Here is an 18,450-nt window from a genome sequence, read left to right as displayed (position 1 = left end):
AGTAGATTACTTGAGTTACGCAACAAGATGGTAAAGTGGATTGCATGTCCACTCCACCGCTCCCCGAAATCCCCGACACCCCCGCCTCGGACGAAGTGATCGAGATCGAGCGTGCGCTCACCCGCATCACCTACCTGAGCACGCGCGCCCGGCAGCACGACCGACTGATGGCCCTGGCCGGTGTGCCGCTGGACCGTGCGGCCGTGGCGCTGCTGCGGCAGGTCGCCGATTCGGAGCCGCTGCGCCCGGGGGAGCTGGCCAACCGGCTGGGAGTGGAGGCGTCCCACGTCACCCGCACCGTGCAGCAGCTGCAGAAGTCCGGCTACGTCACCCGTGTCCCCGATCCCGACGACCGTCGGGCCCAGCGCATCGAGCTGACCGAGGCCGGGCGGCAGGCCATAGACCGCATCCGTGACGCCGGTTCGCGGGGCATGCAGGTGGCCCTGTCCGACTGGGAGCCGGAGGAGCTGCGGCAGCTGGCCACCCTCTTCCACCGCATGGTCGACGACTTCCTCGCCGCCGCCATCGAGGTGGAAGCGCAGGAGCAGACGATCGCGCCGGCGGGCACCGTCTGACCCCACGCCGAGCTCATGCCGACGTGGCGCGGGGGTGTCGGCGAGGCGCCCGCCGCACGGCCGCCGACTCCACCCCCGTAGCCGGCTCCCGCAGACCGCACAGCAGGAGCCGCCCCAGGGCAGGCAGTGCGATCAGCGGGACCAGGGCGTCCCGACCGTCCTCGCCGTCAGCCCGCTGCTGCGCGAACTGATCCTCGCCCACACCCGCGACCCCGACGACGCCACCCCCGAACGCCGCCGGCTGCTCGCCGTCCTGCGCGACCAGCTGCGCGCCTCGCCCCAGCAGCCGATGCGCCTGCCCACCCCACCGACCCCCGCCTCGCCGCCGTCTGCGCGATCGTCCACGCCGAACCCGCCGACCCGCGCACCCTCGCCGCCCTGGGCGCCGCGACAGGGGCCGGCGAACGCACCCTCAGCCGCCTCTTCCGCCGCGAGTTCGGTATGACCTTCCCGCAGTGGCGCACCCAGTCCCGCCTCAACCACGCCCTGCGCATGCTGGCCGACGGCACACCCGTCACGACCGTTGCCCATCGCTGCGGCCGGTCCTCCACCAGCGCCTTCATCGACGTCTTCCGGCGCTCGTTCGGCTACACACCGGGAACCCACAACCGCCGCGCCCAGCCGCCCTCTACCCTCGGGTAACATCCGGCAGCAGGTCATCAGAGGAGGAACCGTGTCACGGTCCGAACGCTCGCCCCTGCTGCTCGCCGGCCTGCTGGCCGCCGCGGGGGTCGCCCACTTCGCCTCGCCGCGCCAGTTCGACGAGACCATCCCACGGGCGCTGCCGGGCGCGCCCCGGACATGGACATACGCCAGCGGCGCCGCCGAACTGGCGCTCGCCGCGGGCATCGCACTGCCCCGCACCCGCAAGCCCGCGGCCCTCGCCGCCGCCGCGTTCTTCGTCGGCGTGTTCCCCGCCAACGTGAAGATGGCCGTCGACTGGCGACACCGCCCCACCCCGCAGAAGGCTGCGGCCATCGGACGGCTGCCGCTGCAGCTGCCCCTCGTGCTGTGGGCCCGCAGCGTCGCGAAGAACGGGGAGGCCGGTAAGTGACCGAGCGTGTGAACGTCGGCGACAGGATCGACGACTTCGAGCTGCCGGACGAGACCGGCGCCACCCGCACGCTGTCCGAGCTGCTCGCCGACGGACCGGTCGTGCTCTTCTTCTATCCCGCCGCCCTCACCGCCGGCTGCACCGCGGAGGCCTGCCACTTCCGTGACCTGGCCGCCGAGTTCGCGGCCGCCGGCGCCCGGCCCGTGGGCATCAGCGGTGACTCCGTCGAGAAGCAGCAGGAGTTCACCGGCCGCCACAACCTCGGCATGCCGCTCCTGTCCGACGCGGACGGCACGATCCGCGAGCGGTTCGGCGTGAAGCGCGGCTTCACGCTGGCGCCCACCAAACGGGTCACCTTCGTCATAGCGGAGGACCGCACCGTCCTGGAGATCGTCCGCAGCGAGCTGCGGATGAACACCCACGCCGACCGGGCCCTCGCCGCCCTGCGGGACCGACACAAGTGACAGCCGCGGAACGGAGGGCCTGGCCGGCCCTCCGTTTCGGTTGAAGCAGTGCGACAAAAGAACCATCCTGAACCATATGGAGCACGCCCCCGCTGCGGCGATCGTCGATGCCCGGGGCATGGTGACCGGGTGGAGCGAAGGTGCCCGGCGGCTGACGGGATACCCGGCCGCGGAGGCCGTGGGCCGCGCGGTGCAGGACCTGCTCGCCGAGGAGCCGCCGTCCGAGGCCGTGGCCGCGCTGAACGGCACGGTCGTACTGCGTCACCATGACGGATCGCCCGTCGCCCTCGCGCTCACGGCGTCCGCCGTGCTCGGCGAGGACGGCGAACCGAACGGTTACCTGATCACGGCCGAGCCCCCCGGCGAGTCGACCCTGGCCGGCCACGCCTTCCAACAGGCCTCCATGTCGATGTCCGTCTTCGACACCCGCCAGCGCTATCTGCGCCTCAACGGCGTGGCCTGCCGGGTGATGGGAGTACCGGAGGACGTCCTCCTGGGGCGTTTCTTCTCGGACACCGTGGAGGACGCCGTGCACAGCCGCGGCTTCCTGGCCCATCTGCGCCAGGTGGCCGAGACGGGCCGGCCCGCCCGGTACGAGAGCTACACGGGCGCCCCCGCGCTGAACCGCGAGCATGCCTGGACCACCGAGATGTGGCCCCTGCGGGACGCCTCCGGCGAGGTGAGCGCGGTCGCCCTGGCCGCGTTCGACAGCAGCGAGCAGTACTGGGCCCGCGAGCGTCTGGCGCTGCTGAACGAGGCGGCGGCCTCCATCGGCACGACACTGGACGTGGTCCGCACCGCCGAGGAGCTCACCGAACTGCTGGTGCCCCGCTATGCCGACTTCGCCAGCGTCGACCTGCTCGAATGGGTCCTCGGTGCGGAGGAGCATCCCGCGTTGCCGGAGACGGACATCGTGCTGCGCCGCGTCGCCCACGGCTCGGTCACCGAGGGCACGCCCGAAGCAGCCGTGCGTCTGGGCGACACCGACGTCTACCCGTCGTTCTCGCCGCCGGCGAAGGCGCTGCGCACCGGACGGGCCGTCCTCGGCCACGCGGGCGAGCCGGACTTCATGCGCTGGGTCGCCGAGCGCAACACACGGGCCCCCGCGGGCCGCTCCCACCGCAGGGGCGTGCACTCGATGCTCGCGGTACCGCTGCGGGCCCGCGGCACCACCCTGGGCGTCGCGGTCGCCGTCCGCATCGCGAATCCGGACGACTACGGCGGCGACGACGCCGTCGTCGCCGAGGAACTCGCCAGCCGCGCCGCCGTCTGCATCGACAACGCCCGCCGCTTCTGCCGCGAACGCACCACCGCACTGGCCCTGCAGCACAGCCTGCTGCCGAGGGGGCTGCCCGGACAGGCGGCGGTCGAGGTGGCCCACCGCTATCTGCCCTCCGATTCGCTGGTCGGCATCGGAGGCGACTGGTTCGACGTGATCCCGCTGTCCGGCAGCCGCGTCGCCCTGGTCGTCGGGGACGTCGTGGGACACGGCATCCCCTCCTCGGCGACCATGGGCCGCCTCTGTACCGCCGTACGCACCCTCGCGGATGTGGACCTGCCGCCGGACGAACTCCTCACCCACCTCGACGACCTGGTCACCCACCTGGCGTCGGACGACACCGGCGACGAGGTCGCGGAGTTCGGCGCCACCTGCCTCTACGCCGTCTACGACCCCGTCTCGCGCCGCCTCGACCTCGCCGCGGCCGGCCATCCACCGCCTGCCCTGCTGCTGCCCGACGGCACCGCGAGCCTTGTCCCCATGACGGCCGGACCCCCGCTCGGCGTCGGCGGGCTGCCCTTCGAGGCCACGGAGCTGGAACTGCCCGAGGGCGCCGTCGTCGCCCTGTACACGGACGGCCTGATCGAGGACCGCGACCGCGACGTCGACCACGCCACCGCCGAACTGTGCCGCGCACTGGCCGCCCGCGCCGACACCCTCGACACCCTGTGCGACACGGTCCTCAAGGCCGTGCTGCCGGAGGAGCCCAGTGACGACGTGGCCCTGCTGCTGGCGCGCACCCGGGCGCTGGGCGAGGACCGGGTCGCCACCTGGGACATCACCCCCGATCCGGAGCGCGTGGCCGCGGCCCGGCAGGCCGCCACCGAGCAGCTGACCGCCTGGGGCCTGGACGAGGCCGCCTTCGTCACCGAACTGGTCGTCAGCGAACTGGTCACCAACGCGATCCGCTACGGCGCACCCCCCGTCCAGCTGCGGCTCATCCGCGACCGCACCCTCATCTGCGAGGTCTCCGACGGCAGTTCCACCTCACCGCATCTGCGCCGGGCCCACGCCTTCGACGAGGGCGGCCGCGGACTGCTGCTGGTCGCCCAGCTCACCCAGCGCTGGGGCAGCCGGCAGACGGGCCGCGGCAAGACCATCTGGGCCGAACAGCCGCTGCCCCCCGTCTGATCACTGGAAGGAGCAGCCCGGGTTCGGTGCGTCCTCCGAGTACGGCGAGCCGTGCGGAAGGACGTACAGCACATCGAGGACCAGCGGGGTGTCGCCCTCGTTGCGCCCGAGGTGGATGTCGCTCGGCCCGCCCGGCTCGCGCACCGTGGTGCCCTTCGGATACACCCCGTCCTCGGCACAGTCCGAGTGGTAGTGGGTGAGGGTGCCCTGCTGGACGAAGCCGTAGACCGGGCCGTCGTGGTAGTGCCAGCCGGTGCTCTGGCCGGGCGGAACCGTGATCTCCCGCACCACGTAGTCGGTGTTCCCGACCGTGGTCTGGCTGATCAGCTTGGCGGTCACCCCCGGACCCGGAGGCGTGGCACCGGCGGTGCCGCAAGTCAGGACGCTGCCGGTGACAACTGCGCCGACGACGGCGGTACGGAGCGCATTGCGCATGCGGAGAGACCTCTCGGAGGACGAACCAAGGACGAAGATCGGGTATCGCCGCGAACATAGAGGCCCGGGAGGCCTGTTGGGGCCGGAACGAGCCAATCCGCCTCGGAACGCCGTGAGTTGGCCGGAGCCCGGGCTCTCAGACGATCCGGCAGGCCGGACACCGCCGCTCACTGCTCCCCGGCAGCCGCCGCGACCTGGGCGAGCGTACGGCCACTGCTGACCGAGCGGGCCCGGCGCGGATCCGGCGTCCCGTGCCCGTGGCCCCGAGGGCGTACTCGCCACGCAGCTTCGCCCCCTTGCGGTCGTGGCTGAGGGACTCGTAGCTGCCGTGGTCCCGCACGATCACGGTGCCGCCGCCGTACTCGCCCTCCGGAATCACGCCCTCGAACTCCTCGTACTCCAGCGGATGGTCCTCCGTGGGCACGGCGAGCCGCTTGTCCTGCGGATCGTCTGAGGGGCCCTTCGGGATCGGCCGCAGGCCCCCGAGTACCCCGTGGGCGGCTCAGAACTCCTCGTGCACCTCAGGGTCCCCGCCGAGGCGCCGATGGGCCCGGTCGGTGATCGCGTCGAGCTGGGCGGGGCCCAGTTCGAAGCCGAGGACGTCGAGGTTCGCCCGCTGCCGCTCGGGGTGCGACGACTTCGGGATGGGCACCGCGCCCAGCTGCAGGTGCCAGCGCAGGACGACCTGGCCGGGCGTCACGCCGAAGGCCTCGGCGACGCTGACGACGGCGGGGTCGTCGAGCAGGCTCGTGCCGCGACCGAGGGGGCGCCAGCTCTCGGTGAGGATGCCTTTGGCGGTGTGGAAGGCGCGCAGCTCGTCCTGCGGGAACATCGGATGCAGTTCGATCTGGTTGACGGACGGCAGGACTCCGGTCTCCTTCTCCAGCCGCTCGATGTGCTCGACGGTGAAGTTGGAGACGCCGATGGAGCGGACCAGGCCGTCCTCGCGCAGCTTGATCATGGCCCGCCACGAGTCGACGTACTTTCCGACCCGGGGGAGCGGCCAGTGGATCAGATACAGGTCGACGTATTCCACGCCGAGCCGGCTGCGGGACTCCTCGAAGGAGGCCAGGGTCTCCTCGTAGCCGTGGTGCCGGCCCGGGAGCTTCGTGGTCACCACGACCTCCTCCCGGGCGACACCGCTGCGGGAGAGGCCGCGGCCGACTCCCGACTCGTTGCGATAGTTGGTGGCCGTGTCGACCAGGCGGTAGCCCATGCCCAGTGCCGCGGACACGGCCCGTTCCGCCTCCGCGTCGGACATCGGCCAGGTGCCCAGGCCGAGGGCGGGCAGCGCCGTGCCGTCGTTGAGTGTGTGCGTGGGGATGCTGATCACCGTGCGACCTTTCCGTCGACTGTGCCGTACCTCCAGCGTCACGGATGGTGCGAGCTGCGATCAACCGGACGGGCCGCCCGACCCGCCGGTGTGTCGCAGACCGCCGTCTCCTCCACGATCAGACCCTGTCGCCACGCCCGGAAGAACTGTCACGATCTTCATGAGCCGGCCCGAGCGGAGCCGGTGCGGGACGACCTTCGGAGCACGCATGACGACGGACAGGGCCACGGCGGACGGGACGGCACAGGCCGCGGGCATCGAGGTGAAACCGGTCGCCGGGCACATCGGAGCCGAGATCACGGGCGTCGATCTGGCCGGCGACCTGGAGGACACCGCGGTCGCCGCGATCCGGGCGGCGGTGCTGCGCTGGAAGGTGGTGTTCTTCCGCGGGCAGCGGCTGGACCATGCCGGGCACGTAAGGTTCGCGCGCCGCTTCGGCGAGCCCGTCGTGCTGCGCAAGCGGGGCAGCGCCTCGCCGCCGGACTTCCCCGAGGTGGAGACCACCGCCGACCGGCTGGAGCTGGGCGGGAAGTTCGGCATGGAACACGACGAGTGGCTGCAGCGCCGCCGGCACACGCTGCTGCGCGGCTGGCACTGCGACCACGGCGCCCGCATCGACCCGCCGGCCGCGACCATCCTCCGCGCCGAGTCCGTCCCGCCGTACGGAGGCGACACGACGTGGTCGAACCTGGCGGCGACGTACGCCGGACTGTCCGGCCCGGTACGGGAGTTCGTCGACGGGCTCCGGGCCGAACACCGGCTCGGCGTCGGCTACCAGCCGAGGCCGGGCGACGACACCTACCTGCGCCACTTGCTGGACCATCAGATCGCCTCCGTGCACCCGCTCGTGCGGGTGCACCCGGAGACGGGGGAGCGGGTGCTGTTCGTCAACGGCTACTACCTCGAGCAGATCACCGACGTCTCCCGCCCGGAGAGCCGGGCGCTCCTGGACATGCTGCTGGAGCAGGCGGTCCGGCCCGAGTACACGGTGCGCTTCCGCTGGGAGCCGGGCAGCGTGGCCTTCTGGGACAACCGGGCCACCATCCACCTCGCTCCCAGCGACAACGCCCACCTCGGCTTCCCCCGGATCATGCACCGTGTGATGCTCACGGGCGACGTCCCCGTCGGCGTGGACGGCAAGCCGTCGCAGCCGGTTGTCGGGACCGAACCCGGCCGCTGGTGACACAGGCCCTCAGGCAGCGGGCCGCCAGCCCAGCGCCGGGCCGAGCTTCGTGGCCATGTCGGTGAGGATCTGCACATAGTCCTCGTGCTCGAACGTGAACGGCAGCGCGAACGCCACCTCGTCCACCTCACGGAACGCGGCGTGGGCGCGGAGGCGTTCGGCGATCTCTTCGGAGCTGCCGACGATGTCCGGCGCGAACAGCAGCCGGGCCGGGCCCTGCGGCGAGGCCGTGCGAGGAGTGCGCCTGGCGGCGAACTCCTCGTATTTCGCGCGCTGTTCGGGCGAGGCGGAGTCGGTGGGGATGACGACCAGGCCCTGCGAGACCCGGGCGTTCTCACCGTCGGGGTGATGGGCGCGGAAGGCACGAATGAGGCCCAGCTGGATCTCCGCGAAGTCGAAGCCTGTCTCCCCGTCCGCTCCCTGCGGGCTCTCCGCCTTAACGACACTGCTGGTGAGGAAGTTCATGCCCTGCTCGCCGGCCCAGCGCGCCGAACCCAGGCTGCCGCCGCCGTACCACATCCGGCGGCCCAGGCCGGGGGAATGCGGCTGCACCCGGTCGCTGAACACCTCGAAGCCCTCGACACCGCTGAAGTCCGTGGCGCTCTTGCCACGCACAAAGTCCAGCAGCCGCCGCACCCGCTCGTAGGAGAAGTCCTCGGCCTGAGCCGTGTCCGGGTACAGCGCCTCCTTGACCTGGTCGTAGTGCATCGGCGGGCCGACGCTGACGCCCGGGTTGATGCGGCCCCCGGACAGGATGTCGACCGTCGCCAGGTCCTCGGCCAGCCGCAACGGGTTCTCCCAGCCGAGCGGGATGACCGCGGTGCCGAGTTCGATGCGGCGGGTGCGCTGCGAGGCCGCCGCCATGACCGCGACGGGCGACGAGATGCCGTACTGGAGATGACGGTGGCGCAGCCACGCACTGTCGAAACCGAGCCGCTCGCCCAGCTCGATGATCTCCAGAGTGGACTCATGGCCCCGGCGCGGATCCGCCTCGTCGAACAGCCCGATGGTGAGGAAGCCCAGCTTGCGCAGGGGGCGTGAGGTCGGCGGCATGAGCCCCTCCGTCATTGATCGTTCCACGTCGTACGGCAGTGCCAACGGCGCCGCGGCCGCCGGTGTTCCCGCGCCGCGGGTCAGACCAGCGGGATGGTGACCTCGTCCTCGACCGGGGGTTCGATCTCCTGCGCGCGGTTGCCGGTGGCCGCGTAGCAGCGCAGCCGGATCGCCTCCGGGGTGACGTCCAGACGCAGGAACTGCTTGAAGAACGGCGGGCTGTACGTCGCCGAACCCGGCGAGAACCACTGCGTGTAGATCTTGCGCACTGGGAGACGGAAGCGTGACGTGCGTCCACCGGCACCGAGCAGACCGGCCACGATACGGGTACGGCGGGTGACGCGAACCGGCCCGCCCGGGGTGCGGGTCGGCGGGATGCCGAGCCGCTCGGCGATCACGGCCATCGCCTCGTCCTCGGTGAGGGTGAAGAAGCGGCCCAGACGCAGCCGCCGCCCGTAGAGCCTGCTGTAGAACGCGAGGGAATCGCCGCGCAGCGGATAGCAGCGGAAGTCCTTCTCGGTGACGTCCGCGATGTCGATACGGGGGATGGTGTGCGTGGCGTGCATGAACGCCCCGCCGCCGCCCGAAACGACGTACTGGATGGTGCGGCCGCCCACCTGGACCGGATAGCGCTGGTAGTTGTGGATGTCTCCGCCGATCGCCGCCACATAGTGGTGGTCGGGATCGCGGACGATGTCGTCGACGGTGCCGTTGCCGCCCTCGATGGTGCAGGGATGGTGCTCACCGTCGACGAACAGGGGCGATCCGGTGATGAGGATCTTGGGGCGGGGGCCCTTGGACACCTCGCGCAGCCAGGCGCCCTGTTCGGCGTCGATCGTGCCGAGCAGGCCGGTGTCGATGCCTATGATCCGCACCGGTCCGGCGTCGACGGCCCAGTACGGGCCCGGCTGGACGGCCTGTTGGGCCTGCGCGGACCTCAACTTGCGTGCATCGTCCAGGTGTTGACCGTCGGTGGCGCGCGGTCGGTGCCACAGGAGCGAGCGCAGCCAGGCCCGGCTCAGTGGGCGCGGTGCGGGCTCGGGGGTGAGAGGCGGGGCGTCCGCGCAGAACACGCGCATGAACGCGCCGAGGTCCTCGTACCAGTCGTGGTTGCCCGGTATCGCGTAGATCGGCGCCTGGTAGTCCTGGTAGGGGCGGAAGAACTTCGTTGCGTAGTCGTCGGCGCTGCCGACGGGGTAGATCACGTCGCTGGTGATGACGGCGAAGTTCGTACCCTGACTGACCTTCAGAAAGCCCGGCACGACGGCGTATTGGGGATCGTCACCCTCCCCGGTGTCGCCGATGACCATGAAGGAGAACCGGTCCGGATCCGCGCGCCGGATCACCTTGTCGGCGGGCGCGCCGGCCGCCTCGCGCTGCGCCACCCATCTGCTGCGGGTACCGCCCGTCGGGTCCCCGAACCAGGAGGCCAGTACGCCGTTGCGGGCGGCCCACAGCGTCTTGGGATTGAGCCAGGAGAGCTTCTCGACGTGCTGCGGCATCAGCCGCTTGTAGTCGCCGCGTTCTGCGGTGCCCCAGCCGGCGCCTTGGGCGGTATCGCGTGAAGAGTCAGACACCGGTGAACCGTAACAACGTCGGCTTCCTGCGCCCTTGGAGGGGTGGAGTGCAGCACGACGAGCGCGTCGTTACTGCTTGTCGCGCGCGGCGAGCCGTTCGGTGATCTCGGTCTTGACCGTCTCGTGCAGCTCGTCCGACGTGAAGCCGAGGTTGCGCAGGATCTGCGCGGCCGGGCTCTCCTCGGCGCGGATCAGGCCCAGCAGCGTGTGTTCCGTGCCGACCCAGTCGTGGCCGAGGTCGGCCGAGGCGCGGTGTGCCTGCTCGATGGCCTCCTTGCTCTCCGGCCGGAACGCGATGTGACCCCGAAGCGCCTTCTTCCCGGCCGGCGGCAGCGCTTCCTCGATCGCGTCGCGGATGCGTTGCTCCGACTCGGTTTTCGCCACCAGCACCTTGTACGCCAGGCCCTGCGGTTCGCCGAGCAGGCCGAGCAGGATGTGTTCGGTGCCGATGAAGTCGTGCTTGTGCGTACGGGCGGCCTCCTGCGCCAGCACGATGCTGTGCCGGTTGAGGTTGGTGAACCGCTCGAACGCGGCGGGCGTGTGGCGTTGCTGGGCGGCCTGTTTGGACACGCCGATCGCGTCGCCGATCTCGGTCCACGACGCGCCGGTCTGCTTGGCCTTGCTGACGTAGTGGTCGATGAGCTGGTCACCGAGATCGGACAGGGTCTGGGCCCGCAGTCGCGCCTCGCTGACGCGGGCCAGTTCGTTGACGTCGGGGAATTCCTCGTCGAGACGGGCGATCAGGTCGGCGAGGCTGATGTCGAGTGGACTCATGCGTCAATCGTAAGTTGACGACCCCTCAGCGTCAACCTGTAATTGACGCTCGTTTCGGGTGTGCTCCCAGCGGAGACGGCTCCCCTTCTCGCCCTCTCGGAGGATGCTCAGTCGAGACAGAACTCGTTGCCCTCGATGTCCTGCATCACGATGCACGACTCGTTCTCTTCATCGGCAGGCAGCAGTTGCACGCGTACCGCGCCGAGCGCAACGAGTCGTGCGCACTCGGCCTCGAGCGTGGCCAGGCGCTCTTCACCCACGAGCCCGGTGCCGACCCGCACGTCGAGATGCACCCGATTCTTGACGACCTTGCCTTCGGGAACGCGCTGGAAGTACATCCGCGGGCTCACACCTGAGGGATCCATGCACACGAACCACGAACCCTGATCCTCAGGCGGCAGCGAGCGATTGAAATCGTCCCAAGTGGCGAACCCCTCCGGTGGCGGCGGTACGACGTACCCCAGCACCTCGCACCAAAAACGAGCGACCCGCTCAGGGTCCGCGCAGTCGAAGGTGACTTGGAACTTCTTGATCAATGACATCGGCGCACCCTAGCAGGGGGACTCTGTCGCCAGGCGCCGCACGGTTGCGCCTGAGAGGATCACGGCCTGAGGACCGCCGCCCGAAAGGCCACGCATGCCCGCCGACTTCATCGACCTCGTGGGCATCCGGCACTTCGATTCCTCCTCACCATCTCCCTCTCCCAGGGCCTGGGCTCGAGCGAGTTGTGGCTGGACCGGGGGAGGGCGGGCAAGGCGAGGGCGGCGGAGTTCAAACGGGACGGTGACCGGGTCCTGTTCGTCGTACGGAACAAGCACTTCCGCACCTCCGGCGACCCGGCCGCGGTGCGCGCGGGGTGAGTACACCGTCGACGAGGAACGCAGCCTGCCGCTCGTCGCGGACAGCCGCACGGGACCGGCCGGCACCAGGCTGCCTGCACTGCTGACCTTCCACGGACCCGGCCGCGGCGCGGCGGTCGGTCGGTCGCCGCCGACCCGCGCGCCGTGACCGTCGTCCAGCAGCTCAACCTGATCAGGCTGCCCGCCGACCCCATGCCCGTACGTCGCTTCCACCCCAACTCGGTGGCTACGGCGTCGGTTACGCCGATCACGGCCACGTCGGCGTACGCGACACGCAGGTGAAGGTGCAGCCCCGCTTCCGCGCCGGCGCCGGCTGCGCCCCGATCGTCTTCGAGGTCGACCCGGCGATCCCGCCTGGCCTCCGTCGCCAAGGACGGAACCCCGCCCACGTCAGGCACGCGAGACACCGGCAGTCGTCCGCCTTCTGCTGGAGGGCCACCTTTGAGCACAGGATTTCTATTTCGGATCAGATGGCGATGCATGCGGCGCGCTGCACCACGGTGTTACGTGCAGGTGCCTACGACGCCAGGGTCACCTGCATCGCTTGTTTCAGCCGGCCGCTGAGCCGCCAGACGACGGCGGCGGAAAGGGCCGTCGCGCAGACGTACAGGAGATCGCTTTCCATGACCCGCTCCAGCGCCTGGCTCGTCTGGCCGGGAGTGTGTGCGTGCTTCAGTGCGGACAGGGCGTCGGCGCCTGTGGCGCCGGCGGCGAGGACGGAGAGCCACCAGGAGGTGAGCAAGGGATGGCCGCGCTTGCGCTGCGCCGCCGGGCGGGCGGCTGCCCACAGGTCGTTGACGAACATCTTCAGCACGAACAGATCAGCAATGGGCACCACCCAGCCGAAGAACAACCAGGCACGGTTGCGACGCTGCCCCTCAGGCCAGACCAGCTCCGCGAGGTTGCGCATACGGGACATCCAGACGCTGAAGACCAGCACCGTCAACAGGGTGGCACCGCTCCACCAGCCCCTCAGATTTCCGAACCACATGTCGGCGTTGAGCAGCGGCAGCGCCTCGCTGCCGTCCGGCTGAGCCGGCAGTGGCGGTGCTTGCAGCACTTGGTACCTGTGCCACGCCGCTACCCCGGCCGCCGCCGTCAGCATCGCGTACGCGGCGAGCACACCGCACGTCCATCGGGTCAGCCCACCCGGCGCCCCAGCCGTGCCCACTCCACACCTCCTGGAAGCCACCTGTTGGGAACTTCCTGCAGGTCGGCGGGGGATCTTAACCTCACGGGGATGCGGAAGTCACGGCCCGCCCGCCGAGCCGTGGCGCCCCGCGAGCAGGACGTCGCTGTTCAGCCGCAGCGCGCCCGCCTGTGGGTGGTCGAAGGTCTTGGTGCGATGAGCGGGGGCGTGAACCGGACGCGCCTGCCAGACCTGGCCGGCGTGTCCCGGGAGGCGCCGACGGCCGGTACGACGCAGACCCGGGAGGCAGGCCGGCTACAACTCCCCTCTCAAGCGCGCCCAGGTATGGGTATCAAGGCTGTCATGGGGGCCGAGGCGGGAGAGTTCGGCGCCGTCGCGTCCCACGGCCACGATGAGGGGACGGGCTGCGCGTCTGTCGTAGGGGGATGTCCAAACCGCGATGAGTCTGCACTGCTCGGGGTTCTCGATCCGGCGGCCACCGATCAGGACGTGCCCCACGTCCCGCCCGAGGCGCACTTTGACGCAACTGATCCATGGGGCGGCGGTGAAGGAGCGCGGAGGGTCGATGGTGCGGGTGAGGCTGAGGACGCCCCCGCCGTGGTGAACGTCGAGCACTTCGACGTCGACAGGATCGTCTGGGGGGCCGCTGCCGCCTCCTACGTGGCGCCATTGCTTGTCGTACCACTCCAGGAACGCAATGTGTTCCCGTGTCCGCGGTGACTTCGGACGTACCACGATCCAGATCGCCCCGGCACCGGTGGTGGTGTCGACATCGGCCGATACCACGGTCAGTACACGACGCGGCAGCCACCACGGCTGGGGCTCATCTCCCGCCAGCACCCGCCGCACCACGCTGCGCAGACAAGACTCCCACCGGGGGCCCGTCCGCAGGGCCTGCGCCCATGCCTGCATGTGGTTGCGATACCCGGTGCGCGAGGGCATCACGCGCCAGGCCGCTGAGGCAGCGCCGTAGCACGCGCCCTCCGGCCAGAAGATCACTTGGGCACGTTTGGTCAGCGGCGGGTGATGTCTGTCTGTGCCATGTGAACCGCTCCGGGGCTGATGGAGGCTCAAGCCTGCAGCCCCGCACGGTCGTTCCGGCGGCGGGCATGCTGGAATCGCTCTCCGACGCCGAGCTGCTGTTCCCGCCGAGTCGGCAACGCACCACCACGGTCCGCTCGCGCAGCTCAGCGGCCGGGACAGCCGCCGTCACATCCTTCGCCCTCGGTCGGGCACTACCTCGCCCGGCCGGGTCGCGCGGACAGAGCACGGCAGGGATAAAGGGGCACGGCGGCGGTGAAGTTTCCAGCCACCGACGCAGACTTGCCGAGGGCAAAGGCGCTCCGGTCACCGGACCGGACCGACCTCGCGTGGATCACAGGGTGACGGCGGCCAGGATGTTCACGCCGGGGTTCGGCGGGAACCAGACGCCGGTGTTGGCGCAGCGGACCGTGTAGGCCCCGGCGGAGGTGGTCGGGTGGGGCAGCAGCAGACCGAGGAAGTACGTGCCCGGGGCGGCCGGCAGGGGGAGGGTGCCGGTGATGGTCTGGGTCGCCGGTTCGGCTGCGGGCTCGCTCGTCTCCGAGCGGGGGCCGGGAAGCCAGGTGCGCCAGTCGGCGCCGGTGTCGACCTTGCTGACCGTCTGGCCGTTCGCGTTGAGCAGGGTCAGCAGCGCGGGTCTGGGGTGCTTGGGTGCGGCGAAGCCCCAGTTGACCAGGTCGACTTGGACGGACAGGCCGGACGAGACCTTGGCGTAGCGGGCTTGCCGGATCTCGATGCGGTAGCCGAGGTGGTCGCGGATGTAGTCGAAGTGGGTCCGGGCGACCGAGTTGCCGTGGGAGTCGGTGAAGTAGCCGTCGGAGACGGGCAGCTTGGCCGCAGTCGCCTGGGTCTTGGTGAGGGTGGTCGTCTTCCAGGCGGGGAGCGTCAACCTGTTACGGGGTGAGCCGCACGCGGATGCCCAGCGTCCGGTTCGCTCCCCGCAGCCAGCTGTCGAAGATCATGAGGCGGCCGACGATGCCGTACTTGCGGGCGATGAGTGAGCGGTAGCGGGCGCCGGTCGCCGCGTCGGTGATCTCGGCGGTGGCCGGGACCGGGTCGCCCGTCGGGTTGCCGCGCAGGTCGCAGGGGCCGACCAGGATGTCGCCGCGGGCCCGGATCCGCTTGACCTTCCAGGAGTCGGCGGGGGTCCGCACGCCCAGCGTGTCTCCGTCGCGCACCACCCACACCGGGGTGGCGACCGGGGTGCCGTCCTTGCGGTAGCTGGTGATCAGCATGTACTTGCCGGCGCCGAGCTGCTCCAGCAGCGTGTCGTCCATGATGCGTTTCTGTTCCTTGCTCTTGCGTTCGAGGTCGTCGGCCACTTGAGCGGCGTACTGCGATGTCAGGAGGAAGGTCGCGGCGGTGCAGGTGGTGCTCGGTCAGGCAGTGAGGGCCGCGGGGGCGGGCGTGGTCTCGCCGTCGCCCGAAGGGGCGGCCGTGTCGGTGGCGGGCGAGGGGGACCTGCGGCGGATCGCCAGGCCGACCATGGCCACACCGATGACGAGGAGGAACGCCATGCCGGCGAGGGCGAAGCTCAGGGTGTACTGGCTTTCGGCGGGCAGCGCGGGGACCCCGGCGGGCAGGTTGTGGAGCGTCTTGGAGGCGAGTAGCGAGGTGATGACCGCGCTGCCGATCGCACTGCCGGTGGAGCGGGAGATGGAGTTGATGCCGTTGGCGATGCCGGTCTGGTGGTGGGGAACGCCGGCCACGATCAGGGCGGGCATCGCGGCGTAGCCGAAGCTGATGGCAACGCCGACGACCATGCCGGCCAGGATCACCGACGCGGTGGTGTCGTGGGCGAGGGTCAGCCAGGCGAAACCGACGACGCCGAAGGCGGCACCGGCGGCGAGGGTGAGACGCGCGCCGATGCGGCGCACCAGCACGCCTCCGAACTGGGCGGCCACGAGCGAGACGAGGGCGGAGGGCAGCAGGTAGAGGACGGAGGCGCGCAGGACGGAGGCGCCGAAGCCGTATCCGGCGATCTCAGCGGGTGTCTGGACTAGGTAGGAGACGCCGATGAACTGAGCGAACATGGCGAATCCGACGAGCAGTCCGGCAATGTTGGTGAACAGGACCGGGCGGTGGACGAACATCTTCATGTCGACCAAGGGGTCGCGGACCGTGCGCTCGACCACGACCCAGAGGACCGTGGTGACGGCGGCGCCGGCGAAGAGGGCGAGCGTGCGGGGTGAGGTCCAGCCCCAGGAGTGGCCCTGCGAGATGGGCAGCAGGAGCAGGACGAGCAGCAGGGCGAGGCCGGCGGCGCCGAGCCAGTCGGTGCGTCCGCCCGTCCGGGTGCGGGGCGCGGGCACGGCGAGGGCAACCGCGACGAGGGCGACGGCGGCGAGTGCGGCGGCCAGCCAGAAGACCTGGTGGTAGTCGGGGTGCGCACCCTGGGTCAGAAGTCCGGCGCTCACCAGGGCGAGGCCGCTGCCGACCCCGAGCGTGCCGCTGACCAGGGCCATGGCGCCGGGCAGCCGCGCGGGCTCGACCTCTTGGCGCAGCACGGACAGCGCGAGCGGGAAGATCGCGGTGGCGGCGCCCTGCATCACGCGAGCCGCGATGAGCAGCAGCATGGAGCTCGTGGTCGCGGCGAGCACGGATCCGGCGACCATGACCACCAGCACCCCGAGCAGGGTCGGCTTCGTGCCGCGCTGGTCGCCGAGGCGGCCCAGCAGTGGCGTGAAGACCGCAGCCGACAGCAGCGTGGCCGTGGTGACCCAGCTGACCTGGGCCGTGGTGGCGCCGAGATCGTTCTGGATGATGCCGAGGATCGGGATGACCAGGGTCTGCATCATCGACACGACCATGGCGGCGAGGCCCAGCACCAGGACGAGGCTGAGGCTGCCGGTGCGGCGCTCCGGCGCGGTGGCAAGGGAGGACTTCACGGTCTTCTTTCCGGTGGAAGGTTGCCCGAAGGATGGACGCATCGATGCTCGATGAGTCAAACCATTGAGGTCCTCGATGCTTGAGGACATCAAACAATATATAGCTGGTGAATGTCAAAGGTTGGGATACTCAAGCTTTCCGCGGTACTCTCGACGCATGTCGCCCATCCCCTCCAAGGCGCAGCTCATGGAGCTGCTCGCCCATTCGGTCACCACGCACTACGCCGACTTCACCGCCTCCGCCGCCGACACGGGCCTCACCACCAGTCAGGCAAAGACCCTCTCGGTACTGCGAAGCGCGCCCGCCTCGATGCGCTCCCTCGCGCACACCCTCGCCTGCGACGCGTCGAACATGACCGGGATCATCGACCGACTCGAAAAGCGCGACCTGGTCCGTCGCGAAGTCAGCATCACCGACCGCCGTGTGAAGAACGTCGCCCTCACCGAGGCGGGCGAGAAGGTGATCGACACGATCCGCGAGCGGATGGAACAGACGCAGACGGGCTTGGACAACCTGTCCGACGACGAGCGCGCCGAGCTCTTCCGCCTGCTGACGGTCGTCTTCCCGCGCTGACGTGCGCGGTGCTGTTCTGCCGAAAGTGGGTGGGCTCACCCGCCCGCATGGGGCCATCGCGCCCGGCTCGCGGCACCTGGCCGAGGCGGTCTGCGCCTCGGTGCCCGAACGTGGCGAGCCCGTCGTGGTGGAACCGGGTGCCTGCACCGGACCGTTCACGGCCGAGGTCCAGTGCCGGCTCGCCGGGCGTGGCCGCCGGTCGCTGGGCGGCATGATCAGCCACCGTTCGTGCTCCATCTGGATCAGGCCGCCGAGCGGTCGCAGTGGCACCTGACCCATGACCCGGGCGGCGGATTCACCGGAATGACCTGGACCATGGCTCATGCCCACCCGGCCGACTTCGAGGCCAGGCATCAGTGGTTGTCGACATCGCCGGAGTCGGGGTTCGTCCAGGTGGCGATGGCTGAACGCCGTGATGCGACCGGAGCGGACGTCATCCGTGGCCTGGTGCTGAGCCGGATCGGCGACGGTGCACACACCGATGAGCCCGTCACTCGCCGCGCCGAGTGGTTCGACCTGCGGTTGCACACCCTGACCGCTGAGACGCGTGAGCGACTGTGGACGAACGTCCTCTCGGTGCACCGCCGCTGGCAGGAGGAGCAAACCTCCCAGAGTTGAGATCGGGTGTGTCTCTTCTTCAGTGAGCCGGGGATGCCGTGCGCCGTTGCTGTTCGTGGTCGGACGGCGGGTCGTCGTGTCCCAGGGCGCGGTCTTGGAGGCGGCGATGGTGTCGTGGCTGGAGGAGGTCGATCGGGAGGCCGCCGCGCGGGAGGAGGTCGCCGAACTGCGGGACAGGATCGAGGAGTTGAGCAGGCGTCCTGCTCAGCGGGCTTTCTCTGGGCGGCACTGCTCACCTCCCCTTTGAATCACCAGGACTTTCAGGCTCACCCACTTGGACATTTGTGCGGTGTTATTGACATGTCCCCTGAATCCCGCACACCATCTCACAGCAGCGCGAGTGAATCTGTTTGATCTCATTGAAGCTTGCATTATTCGTGGGGTCCGATCGTGGGCCCGACAGGGCCCTGTGCGTGACCTCCTTCCAAGCGGCGATGCGACTCCGAAGAAGGCCGGTGTTC

21 protein-coding genes and 3 pseudogenes are annotated in these 18,450 nt (G+C 70.2%); 11 read left to right on the top strand and 13 right to left on the bottom strand.

All coding sequences use genetic code 11. The features are described 5' to 3' along the window. Positions 1 to 44: 44 nt before the first annotated feature. The 5 genes and pseudogenes from ACFY10_RS46750 (at position 45) to ACFY10_RS46730 (ending at position 4,503) form a co-directional block, all read left to right on the top strand. A complete protein-coding gene (locus tag ACFY10_RS46750; protein ID WP_390671482.1) occupies positions 45 to 575 on the top strand; it encodes a MarR family winged helix-turn-helix transcriptional regulator in 531 nt (176 codons plus the stop codon). Between the two features lie 151 nt (positions 576 to 726). Next, positions 727 to 1,217, top strand: a pseudogene (locus ACFY10_RS46745) (helix-turn-helix transcriptional regulator); the annotation flags it as partial. A 31-nt stretch (positions 1,218 to 1,248) separates the two neighbouring features. Next, on the top strand, positions 1,249 to 1,629 hold the full coding sequence (locus ACFY10_RS46740) for a DoxX family protein (protein WP_390671481.1): 381 nt from the start codon (positions 1,249 to 1,251) through the stop codon (positions 1,627 to 1,629). Then, on the top strand, positions 1,626 to 2,093 hold the full coding sequence (locus ACFY10_RS46735; protein WP_390671480.1) for a peroxiredoxin: 468 nt from the start codon (positions 1,626 to 1,628) through the stop codon (positions 2,091 to 2,093). The genes ACFY10_RS46740 and ACFY10_RS46735 overlap by 4 nt, the downstream gene beginning before the upstream one ends. A 64-nt stretch (positions 2,094 to 2,157) precedes the next feature. Further along, positions 2,158 to 4,503, top strand: coding sequence for a SpoIIE family protein phosphatase (locus tag ACFY10_RS46730; RefSeq protein WP_390671510.1), 2,346 nt, complete (start codon positions 2,158 to 2,160; stop codon positions 4,501 to 4,503). On the opposite strand, the gene ACFY10_RS46725 is transcribed toward ACFY10_RS46730, so the two are convergent. The 3 genes and pseudogenes from ACFY10_RS46725 to ACFY10_RS46715 all read right to left on the bottom strand — a co-directional run bounded on the left by ACFY10_RS46725 (position 4,504) and on the right by ACFY10_RS46715 (position 6,271). Beyond that, entirely contained in the window at positions 4,504 to 4,938 is a 435-nt protein-coding gene (locus tag ACFY10_RS46725; RefSeq protein ID WP_390671479.1) for a cupin domain-containing protein, read from the bottom strand. Between the two features lie 167 nt (positions 4,939 to 5,105). Continuing rightward, positions 5,106 to 5,407, bottom strand: a pseudogene (locus tag ACFY10_RS46720) (DNA polymerase ligase N-terminal domain-containing protein); the annotation flags it as partial. Positions 5,408 to 5,440: 33 nt separating this feature from the next. Then, the gene (locus ACFY10_RS46715) at positions 5,441 to 6,271 is read right to left on the bottom strand and encodes an aldo/keto reductase (RefSeq protein ID WP_390671478.1); all 831 of its coding nucleotides are present in this window, start codon (positions 6,269 to 6,271) and stop codon (positions 5,441 to 5,443) included. Positions 6,272 to 6,479: 208 nt separating this feature from the next. Between ACFY10_RS46715 and ACFY10_RS46710 the strand changes: the two genes are divergently transcribed. Further along, complete coding sequence (locus ACFY10_RS46710; protein ID WP_390671477.1) at positions 6,480 to 7,454, top strand: TauD/TfdA dioxygenase family protein; 975 nt, start codon at positions 6,480 to 6,482, stop codon at positions 7,452 to 7,454. Positions 7,455 to 7,463: 9 nt separating this feature from the next. On the opposite strand, the gene ACFY10_RS46705 is transcribed toward ACFY10_RS46710, so the two are convergent. From ACFY10_RS46705 to ACFY10_RS46690, 4 genes are all read right to left on the bottom strand, one after another. Continuing rightward, complete coding sequence (locus ACFY10_RS46705; protein WP_390671476.1) at positions 7,464 to 8,507, bottom strand: LLM class flavin-dependent oxidoreductase; 1,044 nt, start codon at positions 8,505 to 8,507, stop codon at positions 7,464 to 7,466. Between the two features lie 80 nt (positions 8,508 to 8,587). Beyond that, entirely contained in the window at positions 8,588 to 10,084 is a 1,497-nt protein-coding gene (locus ACFY10_RS46700) for a metallophosphoesterase family protein (protein ID WP_390671475.1), read from the bottom strand. Positions 10,085 to 10,153: 69 nt separating this feature from the next. Then, positions 10,154 to 10,858 carry a Clp protease N-terminal domain-containing protein gene (locus ACFY10_RS46695; protein ID WP_390671474.1) on the bottom strand — a complete coding sequence of 235 codons (705 nt, stop codon included), beginning with the start codon at positions 10,856 to 10,858 and terminating at the stop codon, positions 10,154 to 10,156. A gap of 107 nt (positions 10,859 to 10,965) precedes the next feature. After that, positions 10,966 to 11,400: a VOC family protein gene (locus ACFY10_RS46690; protein ID WP_390671473.1), complete on the bottom strand. Its 435-nt coding sequence runs from the start codon at positions 11,398 to 11,400 to the stop codon at positions 10,966 to 10,968. Between the two features lie 183 nt (positions 11,401 to 11,583). Here ACFY10_RS46690 and ACFY10_RS46685 point away from each other — a divergent pair, with 183 nt between their 5' ends. Then, the gene (locus ACFY10_RS46685) at positions 11,584 to 11,718 is read left to right on the top strand and encodes a hypothetical protein (protein WP_390671472.1); all 135 of its coding nucleotides are present in this window, start codon (positions 11,584 to 11,586) and stop codon (positions 11,716 to 11,718) included. 144 nt (positions 11,719 to 11,862) lie between these two features. Continuing rightward, entirely contained in the window at positions 11,863 to 12,000 is a 138-nt protein-coding gene (locus ACFY10_RS46680) for a hypothetical protein (RefSeq protein ID WP_390671471.1), read from the top strand. Between the two features lie 235 nt (positions 12,001 to 12,235). Here ACFY10_RS46680 and ACFY10_RS46675 read toward each other — a convergent pair whose 3' ends face one another. The 6 genes and pseudogenes from ACFY10_RS46675 to ACFY10_RS46650 all read right to left on the bottom strand — a co-directional run bounded on the left by ACFY10_RS46675 (position 12,236) and on the right by ACFY10_RS46650 (position 16,839). Beyond that, on the bottom strand, positions 12,236 to 12,841 hold the full coding sequence (locus ACFY10_RS46675; protein ID WP_390671470.1) for a DUF4328 domain-containing protein: 606 nt from the start codon (positions 12,839 to 12,841) through the stop codon (positions 12,236 to 12,238). Positions 12,842 to 13,000: 159 nt separating this feature from the next. Then, a pseudogene (locus ACFY10_RS46670) lies at positions 13,001 to 13,102 on the bottom strand (transcriptional regulator); the annotation flags it as partial. Between the two features lie 60 nt (positions 13,103 to 13,162). Beyond that, positions 13,163 to 13,867, bottom strand: coding sequence for a hypothetical protein (locus tag ACFY10_RS46665; RefSeq protein ID WP_390671469.1), 705 nt, complete (start codon positions 13,865 to 13,867; stop codon positions 13,163 to 13,165). 376 nt (positions 13,868 to 14,243) lie between these two features. Beyond that, positions 14,244 to 14,798: a DUF4832 domain-containing protein gene (locus ACFY10_RS46660; protein ID WP_390671468.1), complete on the bottom strand. Its 555-nt coding sequence runs from the start codon at positions 14,796 to 14,798 to the stop codon at positions 14,244 to 14,246. 4 nt (positions 14,799 to 14,802) lie between these two features. Continuing rightward, positions 14,803 to 15,186 carry a PPOX class F420-dependent oxidoreductase gene (locus ACFY10_RS46655; RefSeq protein ID WP_390671509.1) on the bottom strand — a complete coding sequence of 128 codons (384 nt, stop codon included), beginning with the start codon at positions 15,184 to 15,186 and terminating at the stop codon, positions 14,803 to 14,805. A gap of 102 nt (positions 15,187 to 15,288) precedes the next feature. After that, complete coding sequence (locus tag ACFY10_RS46650) at positions 15,289 to 16,839, bottom strand: MFS transporter (protein ID WP_390671467.1); 1,551 nt, start codon at positions 16,837 to 16,839, stop codon at positions 15,289 to 15,291. A gap of 115 nt (positions 16,840 to 16,954) precedes the next feature. Here ACFY10_RS46650 and ACFY10_RS46645 point away from each other — a divergent pair, with 115 nt between their 5' ends. The 3 genes from ACFY10_RS46645 to ACFY10_RS46635 all read left to right on the top strand — a co-directional run bounded on the left by ACFY10_RS46645 (position 16,955) and on the right by ACFY10_RS46635 (position 18,236). After that, a complete protein-coding gene (locus tag ACFY10_RS46645; protein WP_390671466.1) occupies positions 16,955 to 17,371 on the top strand; it encodes a MarR family winged helix-turn-helix transcriptional regulator in 417 nt (138 codons plus the stop codon). Between the two features lie 228 nt (positions 17,372 to 17,599). Further along, positions 17,600 to 17,989, top strand: coding sequence for a hypothetical protein (locus ACFY10_RS46640; protein ID WP_390671465.1), 390 nt, complete (start codon positions 17,600 to 17,602; stop codon positions 17,987 to 17,989). 46 nt (positions 17,990 to 18,035) lie between these two features. Further along, entirely contained in the window at positions 18,036 to 18,236 is a 201-nt protein-coding gene (locus ACFY10_RS46635; protein WP_390671464.1) for a hypothetical protein, read from the top strand. Positions 18,237 to 18,450 lie beyond the last annotated feature (214 nt).

This window comes from Streptomyces sp. NPDC001401 (assembly GCF_042895385.1).
In the GTDB taxonomy this organism is placed as follows: domain Bacteria; phylum Actinomycetota; class Actinomycetes; order Streptomycetales; family Streptomycetaceae; genus Streptomyces.
Note: the sequence above shows the minus strand (reverse complement) of the source record. Positions and strands in the feature narration are given on the sequence as shown.